Annotated in this window: 10 protein-coding genes; 8 read left to right on the forward strand and 2 right to left on the reverse strand. The window is 73.8% G+C overall.

Annotated features, from left to right (window positions below):
- The first annotated feature begins 114 nt into the window (after nucleotides 1–114).
- Nucleotides 115–1,038, forward strand: coding sequence for a LysR family transcriptional regulator (locus ACIP4O_RS04620; protein ID WP_401571420.1), 924 nt, complete (start codon nucleotides 115–117; stop codon nucleotides 1,036–1,038).
- Between the two features lie 72 nt (nucleotides 1,039–1,110).
- Here the strand turns inward: ACIP4O_RS04620 and ACIP4O_RS04625 are convergent, their stop codons facing one another.
- Nucleotides 1,111–1,431 (reverse strand): WhiB family transcriptional regulator, encoded by a 321-nt coding sequence (locus tag ACIP4O_RS04625; RefSeq protein WP_401571422.1) that lies wholly within the window; start codon nucleotides 1,429–1,431, stop codon nucleotides 1,111–1,113.
- 385 nt (nucleotides 1,432–1,816) lie between these two features.
- Here ACIP4O_RS04625 and ACIP4O_RS04630 point away from each other — a divergent pair, with 385 nt between their 5' ends.
- The 4 genes from ACIP4O_RS04630 to ACIP4O_RS04645 all read left to right on the forward strand — a co-directional run bounded on the left by ACIP4O_RS04630 (nucleotide 1,817) and on the right by ACIP4O_RS04645 (nucleotide 6,861).
- The gene (locus tag ACIP4O_RS04630) at nucleotides 1,817–2,428 is read left to right on the forward strand and encodes a response regulator transcription factor (protein ID WP_003948568.1); all 612 of its coding nucleotides are present in this window, start codon (nucleotides 1,817–1,819) and stop codon (nucleotides 2,426–2,428) included.
- 882 nt (nucleotides 2,429–3,310) lie between these two features.
- The gene (locus ACIP4O_RS04635; protein WP_008747530.1) at nucleotides 3,311–3,886 is read left to right on the forward strand and encodes a sigma-70 family RNA polymerase sigma factor; all 576 of its coding nucleotides are present in this window, start codon (nucleotides 3,311–3,313) and stop codon (nucleotides 3,884–3,886) included.
- 147 nt (nucleotides 3,887–4,033) lie between these two features.
- The gene (guaB, locus tag ACIP4O_RS04640; RefSeq protein ID WP_361320450.1) at nucleotides 4,034–5,536 is read left to right on the forward strand and encodes an IMP dehydrogenase; all 1,503 of its coding nucleotides are present in this window, start codon (nucleotides 4,034–4,036) and stop codon (nucleotides 5,534–5,536) included.
- 197 nt (nucleotides 5,537–5,733) lie between these two features.
- Complete coding sequence (locus ACIP4O_RS04645) at nucleotides 5,734–6,861, forward strand: GuaB3 family IMP dehydrogenase-related protein (protein ID WP_361320453.1); 1,128 nt, start codon at nucleotides 5,734–5,736, stop codon at nucleotides 6,859–6,861.
- Between the two features lie 156 nt (nucleotides 6,862–7,017).
- Here ACIP4O_RS04645 and ACIP4O_RS04650 read toward each other — a convergent pair whose 3' ends face one another.
- Nucleotides 7,018–8,283 carry a nucleotide sugar dehydrogenase gene (locus ACIP4O_RS04650; protein ID WP_361320455.1) on the reverse strand — a complete coding sequence of 422 codons (1,266 nt, stop codon included), beginning with the start codon at nucleotides 8,281–8,283 and terminating at the stop codon, nucleotides 7,018–7,020.
- Between the two features lie 198 nt (nucleotides 8,284–8,481).
- Between ACIP4O_RS04650 and ACIP4O_RS04655 the strand changes: the two genes are divergently transcribed.
- From ACIP4O_RS04655 to ACIP4O_RS04665, 3 genes are all read left to right on the forward strand, one after another.
- Complete coding sequence (locus tag ACIP4O_RS04655; RefSeq protein ID WP_401571427.1) at nucleotides 8,482–10,191, forward strand: glycerol-3-phosphate dehydrogenase/oxidase; 1,710 nt, start codon at nucleotides 8,482–8,484, stop codon at nucleotides 10,189–10,191.
- Nucleotides 10,192–10,333: 142 nt separating this feature from the next.
- Nucleotides 10,334–12,181, forward strand: coding sequence for a serine/threonine-protein kinase (locus tag ACIP4O_RS04660; RefSeq protein WP_401571429.1), 1,848 nt, complete (start codon nucleotides 10,334–10,336; stop codon nucleotides 12,179–12,181).
- Between the two features lie 504 nt (nucleotides 12,182–12,685).
- Nucleotides 12,686–15,619, forward strand: a complete 2,934-nt coding sequence (locus ACIP4O_RS04665; protein ID WP_401573821.1) for a protein kinase — start codon at nucleotides 12,686–12,688, stop codon at nucleotides 15,617–15,619.
- Nucleotides 15,620–15,834: the final 215 nt, after the last annotated feature.

Below are 15,834 nucleotides of genomic sequence, written 5' to 3' on the forward strand. Positions count from 1 at the left end.
CGCGGGGGAGCGGCGCCCCCGCGCGGGCGGTGGACGCGCCACGTGACTCAAAGCACCAGCCGAAAAATGCCGCTCGCCCCCAAGCCTGCCTTATCGCGGCTTATCCTCTGACCCATGATCGAGGCCCGCCACCTGCGCGTCCTGCGCGCCGTCGCGACGACAGGTTCCTTCTCCGCCGCCGCGCGCACGCTCGGCTGCACGCAGCCGGCCGTCAGCCAGCAGATGAAGGCGCTGGAGGGCGCGGCGGGCACGCCGCTGCTCGTGCGTACGGGCCGCGAGATGCGGCTCACGGAGGCGGGCGAGGCGCTCTCCCGGCACGCCTCGGGCATCCTCGCGGGACTCACGGCGGCGGAGGAGGAGGTCGCGGCGATCGCCGGGCTGCGCGCGGGGCGGGTGCGCCTCGTCTCCTTCCCGAGCGGCAGCTCCTCGCTCGTGCCGAGCGCCCTCGCCGCACTGCGCCGGGACCACCCCGGCACGCGCGTCTCGCTGGAGGAGGCCGAGCCGCCCCGCTCGGTCGAACTGCTGCGCGAGGGCGATTGCGATATCGCGCTCGCTTTCCGCTACGGGACCGGCGCGGACGACGGCGCGGAGGAGTGGGAGGGCCTCGTCGTACGGCCGCTGCTCCGCGACCGGCTCGTCGGTCTCGTCCCCGAGGGGCACCGCCTCGAAGGCCGCGACGGCCCGGTCGGCATCGCCGAGTTCGCGCGCGAGTCCTGGATCGCGGGCTGCCCCCGCTGCCGTACGCAGCTCGTCGAGGTGTGCGCGGCGGCGGGCTTCGCGCCGCGCATCGACTTCGCGACGGACGACTACCCGGCGGTCCACGCCCTCGTCGCGGCGGGCCTCGGCGTCGCGGTCCTCCCCGCCCTGGCCCTCGAATCCGTCCGCCCCGAAGGCGTCCGCACCCTCACCCTGACCCCACCGGTCCGCCGCGAGATCGTCGCCCTGACCCTCCCGGACCTGGCACAGGTCCCCACGGTCTCGGCCACGCTGGACCGGCTGGAACGGGCGGCGAGGGAGATAAGCCTCCCCGGCGCTTGAGGAGCGGGGCCCGGGGCGGAGCCCGCGAGGCTTGCCCCGCAGGAGCAGAAACGATTCGCCGAGAGCGCGCCCCTACTCCTCCGCCCCCTCCCCGGAGGCCGTCCGTACGAGCCGATGCCGCGCCCGCCCCATCAGCTCCTCCCGCTCATCCTCGGTGAGCCCTCCCCACACCCCGTACGGCTCCCGCACCGCCAGCGCGTGCGCCGCGCACTCCGCCCGCACCGGGCACCGCATGCAGACCTCCTTCGCCGAGGCCTCCCGCGCGCTGCGGGCGGCGCCCCGCTCTCCCTCCGGGTGGAAGAAGAGGGAACTGTCCACGCCACGGCAGGCGGCGAGCAGTTGCCAGTCCCACAGGTCTGCGTTGGGGCCGGGAAGGCGGGAGAAATCTGCCATTGCTTGTCCCCTTGCTTGCCGTTTCTGAGCGATCTGAGCCGTGAGGTGCTGCCGACCGTATATCTACCCTCATAGAAGATGAAAATATGACTCATGGGAAATCTAGCGGCAAACACTGACAAAGGGGATCAAAAGGCGCTAAATGGGGCATGGCTCTCTCTGGGCGTGTGATCACCCGGAGCTCAAGGCGCCCTCACGTAGAGTGCCGAGAGCGACAGTCCGGCCGTAACTCTTTCGGGTGACCGTCGTTGAGAGGGCTGTGGCGGTTGACGCGATAAGCGCTCGGGCAGATGTCCGAGGGTGTCCACCGCTCAGGTGACGATTCCGTACCAGCCTGGAGGCTCAAGGTGACGCGCAACAGCTGCGAGAGCTGCGAGGGGCAGTCATGACTTCCGTCCTCGTCTGTGACGACTCCCCGCTCGCCCGGGAGGCGCTCCGCCGTGCGGTCGCGACCGTGCCCGGCGTCGAGCGGGTGACCACGGCGGCCAACGGCGAGGAAGTCCTCCGCCGCTGGGGTGCCGACCGTTCCGACCTGATCCTCATGGACGTGCGCATGCCGGGGCTCGGGGGGGTGGAGACGGTGCGGAGGCTGCTCTCCGCCGATCCCGGCGCCCGGATCATCATGCTCACGGTCGCCGAGGACCTCGACGGCGTCGCGCTCGCGGTCGCCGCCGGAGCGCGCGGGTACCTGCACAAGGACGCCTCGCGCGCCGAACTGCGGGCGACCGTCACCCAGGCACTCGCCGACCCCACGTGGCGGCTCGCGCCACGCCGGCTGCGCTCGGCCGAGATGGGTGCGGCCCCGACGCTCACGGCGCGTGAGATCCAGGTCCTCGAAGGCATGAGCCACGGCCGTTCCAACGCGGAGATCGGGCGCGAGCTCTTTCTCTCCGAGGACACGGTCAAGACCCACGCCCGGCGGCTCTTCAAGAAGCTCGGAGCCTCCGACCGCGCGCACGCCGTGGCCCTGGGCTTCCGCTGGGGGCTGGTGCGCTGAGGCCCCCGGGCCCCGGCCAAGTGTGTTCCCCGAGCGGCACCGGCCGCGCGGGAGGCCGCCCGCCTCCCGCACGCGGCAGGGGCCACCGCCGTGCACCCCGCGAGACCACGCGGCTCCGGCGCGTACCCGAGCCTCCCGTTCCGCTTCCTCCCCGGCCCCGGCCGGGGACCCGCCGTCCGGACCGGGGCCCGAGCACCGCTCCCGCGCCCTCGCCGCCCGCCGCCCCACCCCAGGGGCGGCGGCCCTCCTCACCTCACACCCGCGACACACCGCCGCGCCGGGGAGGCCCGTACGAGCAGGAGCGATCCCGGGCTCGGCCGCGCGGGAGCACCCGGGGCCGCGCGAAGCGGGTGCCGTGCGGCGCACGGCTGCCCGCTCCCTTCGCCCGCCGGCCCGGTCCGCCGGAGCTCCGGCGGGCGGGACGCGGCGGGGTTCGCGCGGACCCGTACCGGGAGCGTGCGACGGGCGGCGCCCTGGTCCCGTGCCGCAAGCGTGCGACGGGCGGCGCCCGCATCCCGTACCGGAACCGTCCGGAAACCTCCGCGACGTGCCGCCGGCTTGGGACCGGAGCCGCGCGCGGGCGTGCGCGTGCCCCGTACGTGCCCTCGCCGCCGCTCCGCGACGGGCCGCCGTTCGCGTTTCGGCGGGGGCGGGGCGGCTGGGAAGCGGTCCTGAAGGGTACGAGCTTTGCGTACGGGTGCTCGCGCGGGCGGGCTGTGCCGGTTACCCGCGCGATGCCGCATCCTTGAGGGTGTGGATTTCCACGGGGACGATTCGGCCGATCCGGAGGGGAGGGCGCAGGGCATGAGTTCCGGCGCACCCACTCCCGAGGGCGGGGAGGGCGCGGAGACCGCTCGGCGGACCGCAGGGCACCATGGTCGGATGCGTGACGAGGAGACGACCGAGATCGGGGCTCTCGTCCACCGTGCCGTCGACGGCGAGCAGCAGGCCGTGCACGACCTGCTCGCCCGGGTCCACCCGCTCGCGATCCGCTACTGCCGCACCAGGCTCTCCCGGTTGCCCGGTGACGCCCGCCACTTCGTCGAGGACCTCGCGCAGGAGGTCTGCGTCGCCGTGCTCCTCGCGCTGCCCCGTTACAAGGACACGGGCCGCCCCTTCGAGGCGTTCGTCTTCGCGATCGCGGGCCACAAGGTCGCCGACCTCCAGCGCGCCGCGATGCGCCACGGCTCCACGGCGGTGCCCTCGGACGAGATGCCGGAGCGCCCCGACGACTCCCTCGGCCCGGAGGAACGCGCCCTCCTGAGCAGCGACGCGGCCTGGGCGAAGAAGCTCCTCGCGTCCCTCCCCGAGAACCAGCGCGAGCTCCTCCTCCTCCGCATCGCGGTCGGCCTCACCGCCGAGGAGACGGGACAGATGCTCGGCATGTCCCCGGGGGCGGTCCGCGTGGCCCAGCACCGGGCGCTGAGCAGGCTGAGAGCGCTGGCGGAGCAGCCGTAGAAAGCCTCCGCGGCGTTCGCGGAGCGGGGGACGGGGGCGGAGCCCCCGAGCAGGCCCACCCGTGGAAACGGCGACTTGGGAATGAACGCCCACCCGCTCCCGTTACCATGGACACCCGTAACGAGCAAGACCATTGGAGACCGTGTCATGGCCAACATCGACGGAGTACCCGAGAAATTCGCGACCCTCGGGCTGACCTACGACGATGTCCTGCTCCTGCCCGGCGTCTCCGACATGACCCCGGACGCGATCGACACCTCCACGCGTCTCTCGAAGAACGTGCGGCTGAACATCCCGCTCGTCTCCGCCGCCATGGACAAGGTCACCGAGGCCCGCATGGCGATCGCGATGGCCCGCCAGGGCGGCGTCGGCGTCCTGCACCGGAACCTCTCGATCGAGGACCAGGCCAATCAGGTCGACCTCGTCAAGCGCTCCGAGTCCGGCATGGTCACCGACCCGATCACGGTCAACCCGGACGCGACCCTCGAAGAGGCCGACGCGATCTGCGCGAAGTTCCGCATCAGCGGCGTCCCGGTCGTGGACGGCTCCGGCAAGCTCCTCGGCATCGTCACCAACCGCGACATGGCCTTCGAGACCGACCGCTCCCGCAAGGTGCGCGAGGTCATGACCCCGATGCCGCTCGTCACCGGCAAGGTCGGCATCTCCGGCGTCGACGCGATGGGCCTGCTGCGCCGCCACAAGATCGAGAAGCTCCCGCTCGTCGACGACGCGGGCGTCCTCAAGGGCCTCATCACGGTCAAGGACTTCGTGAAGGCCGAGAAGTACCCGAACGCGGCCAAGGACTCCGAGGGCCGCCTCCTCGTCGGTGCCGCCGTGGGTGTCGCGGGCGACGCCTTCGAGCGCGCCCAGGCCCTCGTGGGCGCGGGCGCCGACTTCATCATCGTCGACACCGCGCACGGTCACTCCCGCCTCGTGGGCGACATGGTCGCCAAGATCAAGTCGAACGCTCCCGGTGTCGACGTCATCGGCGGCAACATCGCCACCCGCGAGGGCGCGCAGGCGCTCGTGGACGCGGGCGCGGACGGCATCAAGGTCGGCGTCGGCCCCGGCTCCATCTGTACGACGCGCGTCGTCGCGGGCGTCGGCGTCCCGCAGGTCACCGCGATCTACGAGGCCGCGCTCGCCGCGAAGGCGGCGGGCGTCCCGGTCATCGGCGACGGCGGCCTCCAGTACTCCGGCGACATCGCGAAGGCCCTCGTCGCGGGCGCCGACACGGTCATGCTCGGCTCGCTCCTCGCGGGCTGCGAGGAGTCCCCGGGCGAGCTGATGTTCATCAACGGCAAGCAGTTCAAGTCGTACCGGGGCATGGGCTCGCTCGGTGCCATGCAGACGCGCGGCGACCACAAGTCGTACTCGAAGGACCGCTACTTCCAGGAGGGCGTCGCCTCCGACGAGAAGCTCATCCCCGAGGGCATCGAGGGCCAGGTCCCCTACCGGGGCCCGCTCTCCGCCGTCGTCCACCAGCTCGTCGGCGGCCTGCGCCAGTCGATGTTCTACGTGGGCGGCACGACGATCCCCGAGACGCAGGACCGGGGCCGCTTCGTCCGCATCACCTCCGCCGGTCTCAAGGAGTCGCACCCCCACGACATCCAGATGACCGCCGAGGCCCCGAACTACAGCCGCCACTGAGCGGCCCGCCGCCCTCCGGGGCGGCACCGGCGCGCGTCGAGACGGCGCGGGGCCCGTATCCGTACGGGCCCCGCGCCGTCGCCGCGTGTGCGCCGGACCCCCGGCAGGACGTGTGCCGGACCCCCGGCAGGACCGGTGGGGGCCGGTGCGGGGGATACTGGACCAGCAAGTACGACGGAGCGGGAAAGGCCAGCCAGGTGACTGAGATCGAGATCGGACGCGGCAAGCGCGGTCGGAGGGCGTACGCCTTCGACGACATCGCCGTCGTCCCGAGCCGCCGCACCCGCGACCCGAAGGAGGTCTCGATCGCGTGGCAGATCGACGCCTACCGCTTCGAACTGCCCTTCCTCGCGGCCCCCATGGACTCGATCGTCTCCCCGGCGACCGCGATCCGCATCGGTGAGCTGGGCGGCCTCGGCGTCCTCAACCTCGAAGGACTGTGGACCCGGTACGAGGACCCGCAGCCCCTCCTCGACGAGATCGCCGAGCTGGACGCGGCCACCGCCAACAAGCGGCTCCAGGAGATCTACGCGGCGCCGATCAAGGAAGAGCTGATCGGGCAGCGCATCAAGGAGGTGCGCGACTCCGGCGTCGTCACCGCCGCCGCGCTCTCCCCGCAGCGCACCGCCCAGTTCTCCAAGGCGGTCGTCGACGCGGGCGTCGACATCTTCGTGATCCGGGGCACGACGGTCTCCGCCGAGCACGTCTCCTCGGCCGCCGAACCGCTCAACCTCAAGCAATTCATCTACGAACTCGACGTGCCCGTCATCGTCGGCGGCTGCGCGACCTACACCGCCGCGCTCCACCTCATGCGCACCGGCGCGGCCGGTGTCCTCGTCGGCTTCGGCGGCGGCGCCGCGCACACCACGCGCAACGTCCTCGGCATCCAGGTCCCGATGGCCACCGCCGTCGCCGACGTCGCCGCCGCGCGCCGCGACTACATGGACGAGTCCGGCGGCCGGTACGTGCACGTCATCGCGGACGGCGGCGTCGGCTGGTCCGGCGACCTTCCGAAGGCCATCGCCTGCGGTGCCGACTCCGTCATGATCGGCTCCCCGCTCGCCCGCGCCACGGACGCGCCCGGCCAGGGCCACCACTGGGGCATGGAGGCCGTCCACGAGGACGTGCCGCGCGGCAAGAAGGTCGACCTCGGCACGGTCGGCACGACCGAGGAGATCCTTCTCGGCCCCTCGCACACCCCGGACGGCTCGATGAACATCTTCGGCGCCCTGCGCCGCGCGATGGCCACGACCGGCTACAGCGAGCTGAAGGAGTTCCAGCGCGTCGAGGTCACGGTCGCGCCCTCGCGCCACGACCAGCGCTGACCCCTGCTCCCGCAGGATTGAGTTGCCCCGGTGCCCCCTCCGCCCCGCGCGAGGGGGCACCGGCGTGTCCGGGGCCCGTCGGCCGCGCGTCAGGCGCCGCGCGAAACGGTGCGGGACGCCCGTGTCCCGCGGAGACGGCGCGAGGCGGCCGGGTCCCTACAAGCGGTACGCCGCCCCCGCCGGCGTGGCCCCCCGCGTGTCCAGCAGCAACTGCGCCTTCACCGCCAGCCCCTGCAGGTCGTACGTCCTGTGGTGTTGCAGCAGCAGGGTCAGGTCGGCCGCAGCCGTGGCCTCGTAGAGGGTGTCGGCGCGGGGGACCGGGTGGCCGAGGACGCGCCAGTGGGGGACGTGGGGGTCGTGGTAGCTGATGGTGGCGCCCATGCCGGTGAGGCGGGTGGCGATCTCCTCGGCCGGGGAGCCCTCCTGGTCGGCCACGTCCGGTTTGTAGGTGATGCCGAGGAGCAGGACGCGGGCGCCGCGTACCGACTTGCCGTGCTCGTTGAGGAGCGTCGCGGCGCGCTGGATGACGTACGCGGGCATCCGCTGGTTGACCTCGCGGGCGAGGCCGACGAGGCGCAGGGGGTGGCCGGGGGTGCGGTGCGGGTGGGGGAGGTGCTCGGGGTCGGGCGGGAGGCCGTGGCCGCCGACGCCCGGGCCGGGGCGGAAGGCCTGGAAGCCGTACGGCTTCGTCTCGGCGCAGCGGATGACGTCCCACAGGTCGACGCCGAGGTCGTGGCAGAGGACCGCCATCTCGTTGACGAGGGCGATGTTGACGTGGCGGTAGCTCGTCTCCAGGAGGTGGACGGTCTCCGCCTCGCGGGGCCCTCTGGCCCGTACCACCTTGTCCGTGAGCCGCCCGTAGAAGGCCGCTGCCGACTCGGTGCAGGCCGGGGTCAGCCCGCCGATCACCTTGGGGGTCGCGTGGTAGGGGTACGCGCGGTTGCCCGGGTCCAGGCGGGCCGGGGAGTACGCGAGGTGGAAGTCGCGGCCCGCGCGCAGGCCGGAGCCCTGTTCCAGGATCGGGCGGAGCAGATCCTCGGTCGCGCCGGGATGGACGGGGGACTCCAGGATGACGGTCGTGTGCGGGCGCAGGCGCGCCGCGAGGGTGCGGGCGGCGGTGACCACGCCGCTGAGGTCGGGGGAGCGGTCGCCCGTCGGGTTCGTCGGGGCGCAGATGACGGCGGTACGGACCCGGCCGAGTTCGGCGGGGTCGGCGCTCGCGCGGAAGCCGCCCGCGAGCATCCGGCGCAGTTCGGAGGCGCTCAGCGCGGCCTCGCTGCCCCGCGGTGGCCTGCCGAGCGCGAGTTCGCGCACCCTCGCCTGCTCGTCGTGGCCGACGGTGGCGATGCCCGCGGCGACGGCCGCGCGGGCGAGCGGGAGGCCGAGAGGGCCGAGGCCGACCACGGCGAGGTCTGCGGGCATGGGGGTGGGTCCTTCCTGGCGAGCGCACTGTCAGACTACGAGTAAATATGACCGTTATGTGGTATTGGCACGGTGATTCTCGGGCGTGTACGCGGGGCCAGGGCCGCCCGGCCGGGTAGACGCCTGGCGACACCGGAGCGAGGCACTCCACTCCGGCCCAGCCCATCCCGACCCCAGCCCCACCCCCAGGAGGCAGCAGTGAGGACAGCGACACTCGGCCCGGAGCAGCGCGCGCAAGCGCTCGCGGACATGGCGGAACGCGAACTCGACGTGCTCGTGGTCGGAGGTGGCGTGGTCGGTGCGGGCACCGCGCTCGACGCCGTGACCCGGGGGCTCGCCACCGGCATCGTCGAGGCCCGCGACTGGGCCTCGGGGACGTCGAGCCGGTCCAGCAAGCTCATCCACGGCGGCCTGCGCTACCTGGAGATGCTCGACTTCGCGCTCGTGCGCGAGGCGCTCAAGGAGCGCGGACTGCTCCTCGAACGCCTCGCCCCGCACCTCGTCAAGCCCGTCCCCTTCCTCTACCCCCTCCAGCACCGCGTCTGGGAACGCGCCTACGCGGGAAGCGGCGTCGCCCTCTACGACGCGATGTCCCTCGCCCGCGGGCACGGCCGCGGCCTGCCGGGCCACCGCCACCTCGGCCGCCGTCACGCCCTGCGCGTCGCCCCCTGCCTGCGCAAGGACGCCCTCACCGGCGCCCTCCAGTACTACGACGCGCAGGTCGACGACGCCCGCTACGTCATGACCCTCGTGCGCACCGCCGTCGACTACGGCGCCACGGCCGCCAACCGCGCCCGCGTCACCGGCTTCCTCCGCGAGGGCGAACGCGTCGTCGGCGCGACGGTCGAGGACGTCGAGGCCGGTGGTACGTACGAGATCCGCGCCAAGCAGGTCGTCAACGCGAGCGGTGTGTGGACCGACGACACCCAGGGCCTCGTCGGCGAGCGCGGCCGGTTCCACGTCCGCGCCTCCAAGGGCATCCACCTCGTCGTGCCGCGCGACCGCATCAACTCCAGTACGGGCCTGATCCTCCGTACCGAGAAGAGCGTCCTCTTCGTCATCCCGTGGGGACGGCACTGGATCGTCGGCACCACCGACACCGACTGGGACCTCGACAAGGCGCATCCCGCCGCGTCCAGCGCCGACATCGACTACCTCCTCGACCACGTCAACTCCGTCCTCGCCGTCCCCCTCACGCGCGACGACGTGCAAGGCGTGTACGCGGGGCTGCGCCCCCTGCTCGCCGGGGAGTCCGACGCGACGAGCAAGCTCTCGCGCGAGCACACCGTGGCCCACCCGGTGCCCGGGCTCGTCGTCGTCGCGGGCGGCAAGTACACGACGTATCGCGTCATGGCGAAGGACGCCGTGGACGAGGCGGTGCACGGCCTCGACCAGCGCGTCGCCGAGTGCGTCACCGAGGAGACGCCGCTGCTCGGCGCGGAGGGCTACCCGGCGCTGTGGAACGCGCGCGCCCGCACCGCCGCACGCTCCGGACTGCACGTCGTACGCATCGAGCACCTCCTCAACCGGTACGGGTCCCTCACGGGCGAGGTACTCGACCTCGTCGCCGCGGACCCGAGCCTCGGACGGCCGCTCACCGGCGCCGACGACTACCTGCGCGCCGAGGTCGTCTACGCCGCCTCGCACGAGGGCGCGCGTCACCTCGACGACGTCCTCACCCGCCGCACCCGCATCTCCATCGAGACCTTCGACCGCGGCACCCGCAGCGCCCGCGAGGCCGCCGAACTCATGGCGCCCGTGCTCGGCTGGGACGCGGCGCAGGTGGAACGCGAGGTCGAGCACTACGAGAAGCGCGTCGAGGCCGAGCGCGAGTCCCAGCGCCAGCCCGACGACCTCACCGCCGACGCCGCCCGGCTCGGCGCCCCCGACATCGTCCCGCTCGCCTGACGGCCCGTCGCCCACCCGCCCGGTCGTGGACCGCCCGGGCCCCCTGGCCGAGGACCGCCCCCGCCCGCCACCCCAGGGCGCCGGGCGGTTCCGGCGTGAGTGACAATGGATGCTCTGTCAGGGCGGGTTGCAGAGGGGACGCATGTCGGAATCGGAGCAGGCGCGCGCATCCCAGGGACGTCTCCTCGCGGGGCGGTACCGCCTCGCGGAGGTCCTCGGGCGCGGCGGCATGGGGACGGTGTGGCGGGCCACCGACGAGACCCTCGGGCGGACCGTCGCGGTCAAGGAACTGCGTTTTCCGAACAGCATCGACGAGGACGAGAAGCGCCGGCTGATCACCCGTACGCTGCGCGAGGCCAAGGCCATCGCCCGGATTCGCAACAACGGCGCGGTCACGGTCTTCGACGTCGTGGACGAGGACGACCGGCCGTGGATCGTCATGGAACTCATCGAGGGCAAGTCCCTCGCCGAGGTCGTGCGCGAGGACGGGCTCCTCGGCCCGCGCCGCGCGGCCGAGGTCGGGCTCGCCGTGCTCGACGTGCTGCGCGACGCGCACCGCGAGGGCATCCTGCACCGCGACGTGAAGCCGTCCAACGTGCTCATCGCGGGCGAGGACGGCCGCGTCGTCCTCACCGACTTCGGCATCGCGCAGGTCGAGGGCGACCCCTCCGTGACCTCGACGGGCATGCTCGTCGGCGCTCCCTCGTACATCTCGCCCGAGCGCGCCCGCGGCCACAAGCCGGGCCCCGCCGCCGACCTGTGGTCGCTCGGCGGGCTGCTCTACGCCGCCGTCGAGGGCGTCCCGCCGTACGACAAGGGCTCCGCGATCGCGACGCTCACCGCCGTCATGACGGAACAGGTCGAGCCGCCCGCGCACGCCGGGCCCCTCACACCCGTCATCCTCGGACTGCTCGCCAAGGACCCGGCCCAGCGCCTCGACGACGCCCGCGCCCGCGCGATGCTCCAGGAGGTCATCGCCGCACCCGAGGCCAAGCCGCTCGACGCGACCCGCGTCGTCCCGCTCCCGCCCACCCCGGCCGAGGAGAAGGCGCAGACGACCGGCTGGTCGACCCCGCGCACCGGCGGTTTCGCCCGCTCCTCCCGTACGGGCAGCCCGGCGGCCGGCGCCACGCGCACGGGCGGCGGTACGACGAGCACGCCCGCGGCCGGCACCCCCTCGGCCCCCGCCCCCGCCCGCTCCCGCGCCTCCCTCACGGACGTCGTCCCGCGTCGCACCCTCGTCGTCATCGCGGCGGTCGTCGTCCTGGCCGTCATAGCGACCGTCGTGTTCCTCGTCGCCAACAACGGCGGCGACGAGGACAAGCAGGGCGCCAAGGCCGCCACGACCCCCTCGGCCTCCGCGACGGGTTCCTCCGCCACCCATGGCGACGGCGGCAAGGAGGAGAGCCCGCGGACCTCCCCTTCCGCCGAAGAGTCCGCCAGCTCGGCGAAGGGTGACGAGAGCGAGGACGAGGGCAAGAAGGAAGAGGGCAAGGACGACAAGGAGAAGGAAGGGGAGAAGGACAAGGGGAAGGGCGAGGACCAGAGCGGGGCCCCGCTCGACGCCACGACCCATCAGGACCCCAGCGGCTTCTCCATAGGACTGCCCGACGGGTGGAAGCGCGTCTCCTCCGGTGCCGCCGGGGTGCGATTCGCCGGGCCCGCCGGGCAGCGGCTCCTCATCGGCACGACCACGAATCCGAAGAACGACGCCGTCGCCGACTGGGAGCGGCAGGAGCGGAGCATGGTCCGCCCGAACTACCACCGCGTCGCGATCAAGCGCGTCGACTACCGGGGCTGGGAGACCGCCGACTGGGAGTTCACGTACACCGACGGCGGCACGCGGATGCACAGCGTCGACCGGGGCACGGTCGTCAACTCCCACCGTGGCTACGGGATGATGTTCACCACCAAGGACGCGGACTGGGACGGCAAGCTCGCCCGCCAGACCTGGCAGACCTTCACGGAGACCTTCAAGCCGGCCTCCTGAGGCCGACGGGCGTCGGTCCGCCCCTCTGGGAATCCTGACGCCACCATGGGCGTTCCGCCCCTCCGGGGATCCTGACGCCACTTCTCACGCCACTTCCCACGCCACGTCGCGCGTTTCGCCCCTTCTGGGAATCCTCACGCCACCTCGCGCGTTGTGGGCCCCAGGGGGGCGAACCCGCATGTAAGGGGCACCCCTAGGGGACTTCCCCCACCCTCTCGCCCCCACCCCTCTGCCCCCACCCCCGCCCCCCTGCGCTCCCCCGCGACTCCCCGTGCCGCGTTCCGAGGGTTGAGCGGCCTCCGGGCCGGGCACGAACGAGATCAGGGCCACCCGGCCGTCACCGGAGCCCCCCACGTACCGGTGGCAGGTGGCCGGGAGGAGCTGCGGCGAACTCGCCCAACTCCCCCGGAAAACCCGGCCTCGGCACGTATCGTGAAAGAACGGGGACCGTACCGGACGGCTCGGGACCCGAAACGGACACAGGTGATCACGGTGGGGGGCGTTGTGGACGACTACGCGGGGCGTGTGCTCGCCGACCGCTACCGGTTACCGCTGGACGCCTCCGCCGAGGAGGGCGCGGGCCCGGTCGCCGCGGGGCGCGCCTTCGACACGTACAGCGGTCAGGAGGTCAGCCTCCAGCGCATTCCGCTGCCCGACATCGTCGAGGGCGAACTCCCGGGCGAGGGACCGGCCGCGGGCACCGGCGACCCCTCCGGCGATCCCCTGGTGCGCCGTGCGCTCGACGCCGCGCGCGCGGCGGCGCAGGTCCCCGATCACCCGCGTCTCAACCAGGTCTTCGACGTCTTCGCCGAGGGCGACGCGCTGTGGATCGTCAGCGAGTACGTGCCCGGGCGGGCCCTCGGCAGCCTCCTCGCCGAACGCCCCCTCAACCCCTACCGCGCCGCCGAGGTCGCCGCCGACGTCCTCACCGCGCTCCGCGCCCTGCACGCGGGCGGCTGGGTCCACCGCAACATCACGGAGCACACCGTCCTCCTCGCCGAGGACGGCCGCGTCGTCCTCGCGGGCCTCGCGGCCGGCGCCGCCCAAGAGGCCTTGTGCGGCTACGACCCCGTCCCCCCGCGATCCGCCGTCGAGGACGGCGCGGGCCCCGAGGGCCCCAGGCCCCGCGGTGTCATAGACGCCTCCCCGTACGGGGGCGGTTGGGGGAGCGGGGCCATGACGACCGGTCCCGGCCGCCCCACGGCAGCCGGTTCCGGCGGACATACGGGTACGGGCACGGGGCCCGGCGGCGGTGCGCCCGCCCCCAGGGCCGGGGGCGCCCCCGGCGCCGTACCGCCCGCCTTCGTGAACCGTCCCGCGACGCCGGCGGCCCCCGCGCTCGCCGCCGGGTCCACCGATCCCCGCGCCGCGCGCGCCGGGGCCATCGCCGCCTACCGTGCCGGGGCCAGGGCCGCCGCGCGCGCCCAGGCCGAGGGCGGGCCGGGCGCCGCGAGGCCCGCACCCGGGCAGCCCGCCGAGCCCACGGGCGCGACCGCGCCCGAGCCCGAGGCCCCGGGCCGGATCAGCGACCCGTACGGGGTGCGCGAGCGGCAGAGCGCCACCAGCCCGCACGAGCAGCCCCCCAGGCTCCCGGCCGACCCGCGGAACCCGCGGAACCCGCAGACCTCACAGAACCCGCAGGCCTCTCAACTCCCGCCCGCGCCCTGGCACGGCGCCGCGCCCCGCACCGGGAACGCACCCGGAGCCGCACCCGGGGCCATCCCGGGGCCCGCCCCCGAGGCCGTACCCCCGCTGCCCCTGCCGCCCGAGTACCGGCGCGGGCCCGCCATGGGCCCGAGCGCCCCCGTACCCCAGCGCCTCACCCCGCAGCCCCGGCCCCACCAGGCACCGGACGGACTGTCGTCGAACGACCCCGGGGCCCTGGCCCCGTACGCGTCCGCGCAGTCCGCCGCGCCCGTTCCCGACCCGCCCACCGTCTCCTCGCCCGCCTGGGATTCCCCCGTGTCCGGGTACGGGCCCGGCAACGCCGTCGAGGCGGAGCGGGCGCGGCAGGTGCGGATGGTGGTGGTCGGGCCCGTCACCGAGCGGTGGGCGCCCGAGCAGGCCGGGCCCGTGCGCGGGACGTGGCAGCTCGCGGCCCCCGTCGGGCCCGCGACCGACCTGTGGGCGCTCGGCGTGCTGCTCTTCCGCGCTGTGCAGGGGCACGGCCCGTACCCGGAGGAGAGCACCGCCGAGCTTGTCCACATGGTGTGCGCGGAGGCGCCCGCGTTCGCCGAGGAGTGCGGCCCGCTGCGGCCCGTCGTGGAGTCGCTGCTGCGCCAGGACCCGACCGAGCGGCCCGACTTCGAGGAGTTGCGGGGCTGGCTGCGTTCTCTCGTACGGTCCGCGCCCGAGCCCGACGCGGGTGCGCACCTGGTGCCCGCGCCGGCCTTCGACCCGGCCGCGCTGCCCATCAAGCGGCGGCGCGGAGAGCTGGTACGGCGCAAGCGGCGCCCGAAGAAGGCGGCGAAGAAGGCCGCGAGGGAAGCGGTGGCGCCCGCCGAGCCCGCGAGGCCGAAGCCCGTGCCGCCCGTCCCGCGCAGCCATCGCAGGGCGCGTGAGGCCGAGGCGGCCGATGAGACGACGCCGCTCTACGGTCTCGCCGCCGCGTACTCCCCTCCCGAGCCACCCGGCAGCGCCCGCACCGCCTCGCGCGGTGCCCGTGGCCGGGGTGCGGGCCGCACTCGTCAGACGCGGCCCCCCGCCCGCGACAACAGGCGTCCGCGCGCGCCGCGTTCGCTCGGCCGCACGCTGCTCGTCGCCGTGTTCGTGCTGGTCGCGGGCACGATCGTGTACGCCATGGTCTTCCTGCCGAAGGCCGACGAGAGCGACCAGGCGCGGACGGGCACCGAGCTGAGCCACGCGCCGGGCTCCCTGGAGAAGCCCGCGCCCACCTCCGCGCCACCCGCCTCCTCACCCGCCGCGTCGCCCGAGGAGAAGCCGAAGGACGAGGCGCCCGAGAAGGAGAAGAAGCCCTCCGGGCCGAAGCTCCCCGCCGGTTTCGTCCTCTACAAGGACCCGGCCGGTTTCCAGCTCGCCGTGCCCCAGGGCTGGACCCGGCATGCGCGCAACCCGCAGGGACAGGTGCGGTGGACGCAGGGCAGCTACGAGCTGATCGTCGTCCCCGGGCGCGACTCGGTGACCGAGTTCGGCAACGACCTGCTGCGCTACCAGCGCGAGTCCGAGCCCGAGACGCGGCCCTTCCGCGAGTCGAGCTGGGTCACGTCGACGGGGATGCGCGAGATCGAAGAGGGCGGGAGGAAGATGGCCGAGGGCCAGTTCACCTGGCCGGGCGACGACGGTGACACCTTCGCGAGGAACATGGTCATGGCCGTCAACGGCAAGTACCACGTCCTCCAGGTCCGTGGACTCGACGCGAACCGCGACGACGTGAGCCGCTACTACGAGCAGGCGCTCGCCACGTATCAGGTGAAGTGAGCCGCGAGGGGCCTCTCGTCGGGGTCTGTGCCGGGCTTCCCGTCCGGCTCCCCGCCGTGGCTTCCCGTCCCGCTCCCCGCAGGGGCCCCCGCGCCGTGCCACACGGTCGGGGGAACTTCGGTGCCGTTTCGCGCGAACAGGGAACTTCCGGTCGCTTGCGCGCGTTGTCGGCCCCAGGGGGGCGAACCCCCATGTAAGGGACACCCCTAAGGGAT

Source organism: Streptomyces sp. NPDC088923 (assembly GCF_044749745.1).
Taxonomy (GTDB): Bacteria; Actinomycetota; Actinomycetes; order Streptomycetales; family Streptomycetaceae; genus Streptomyces.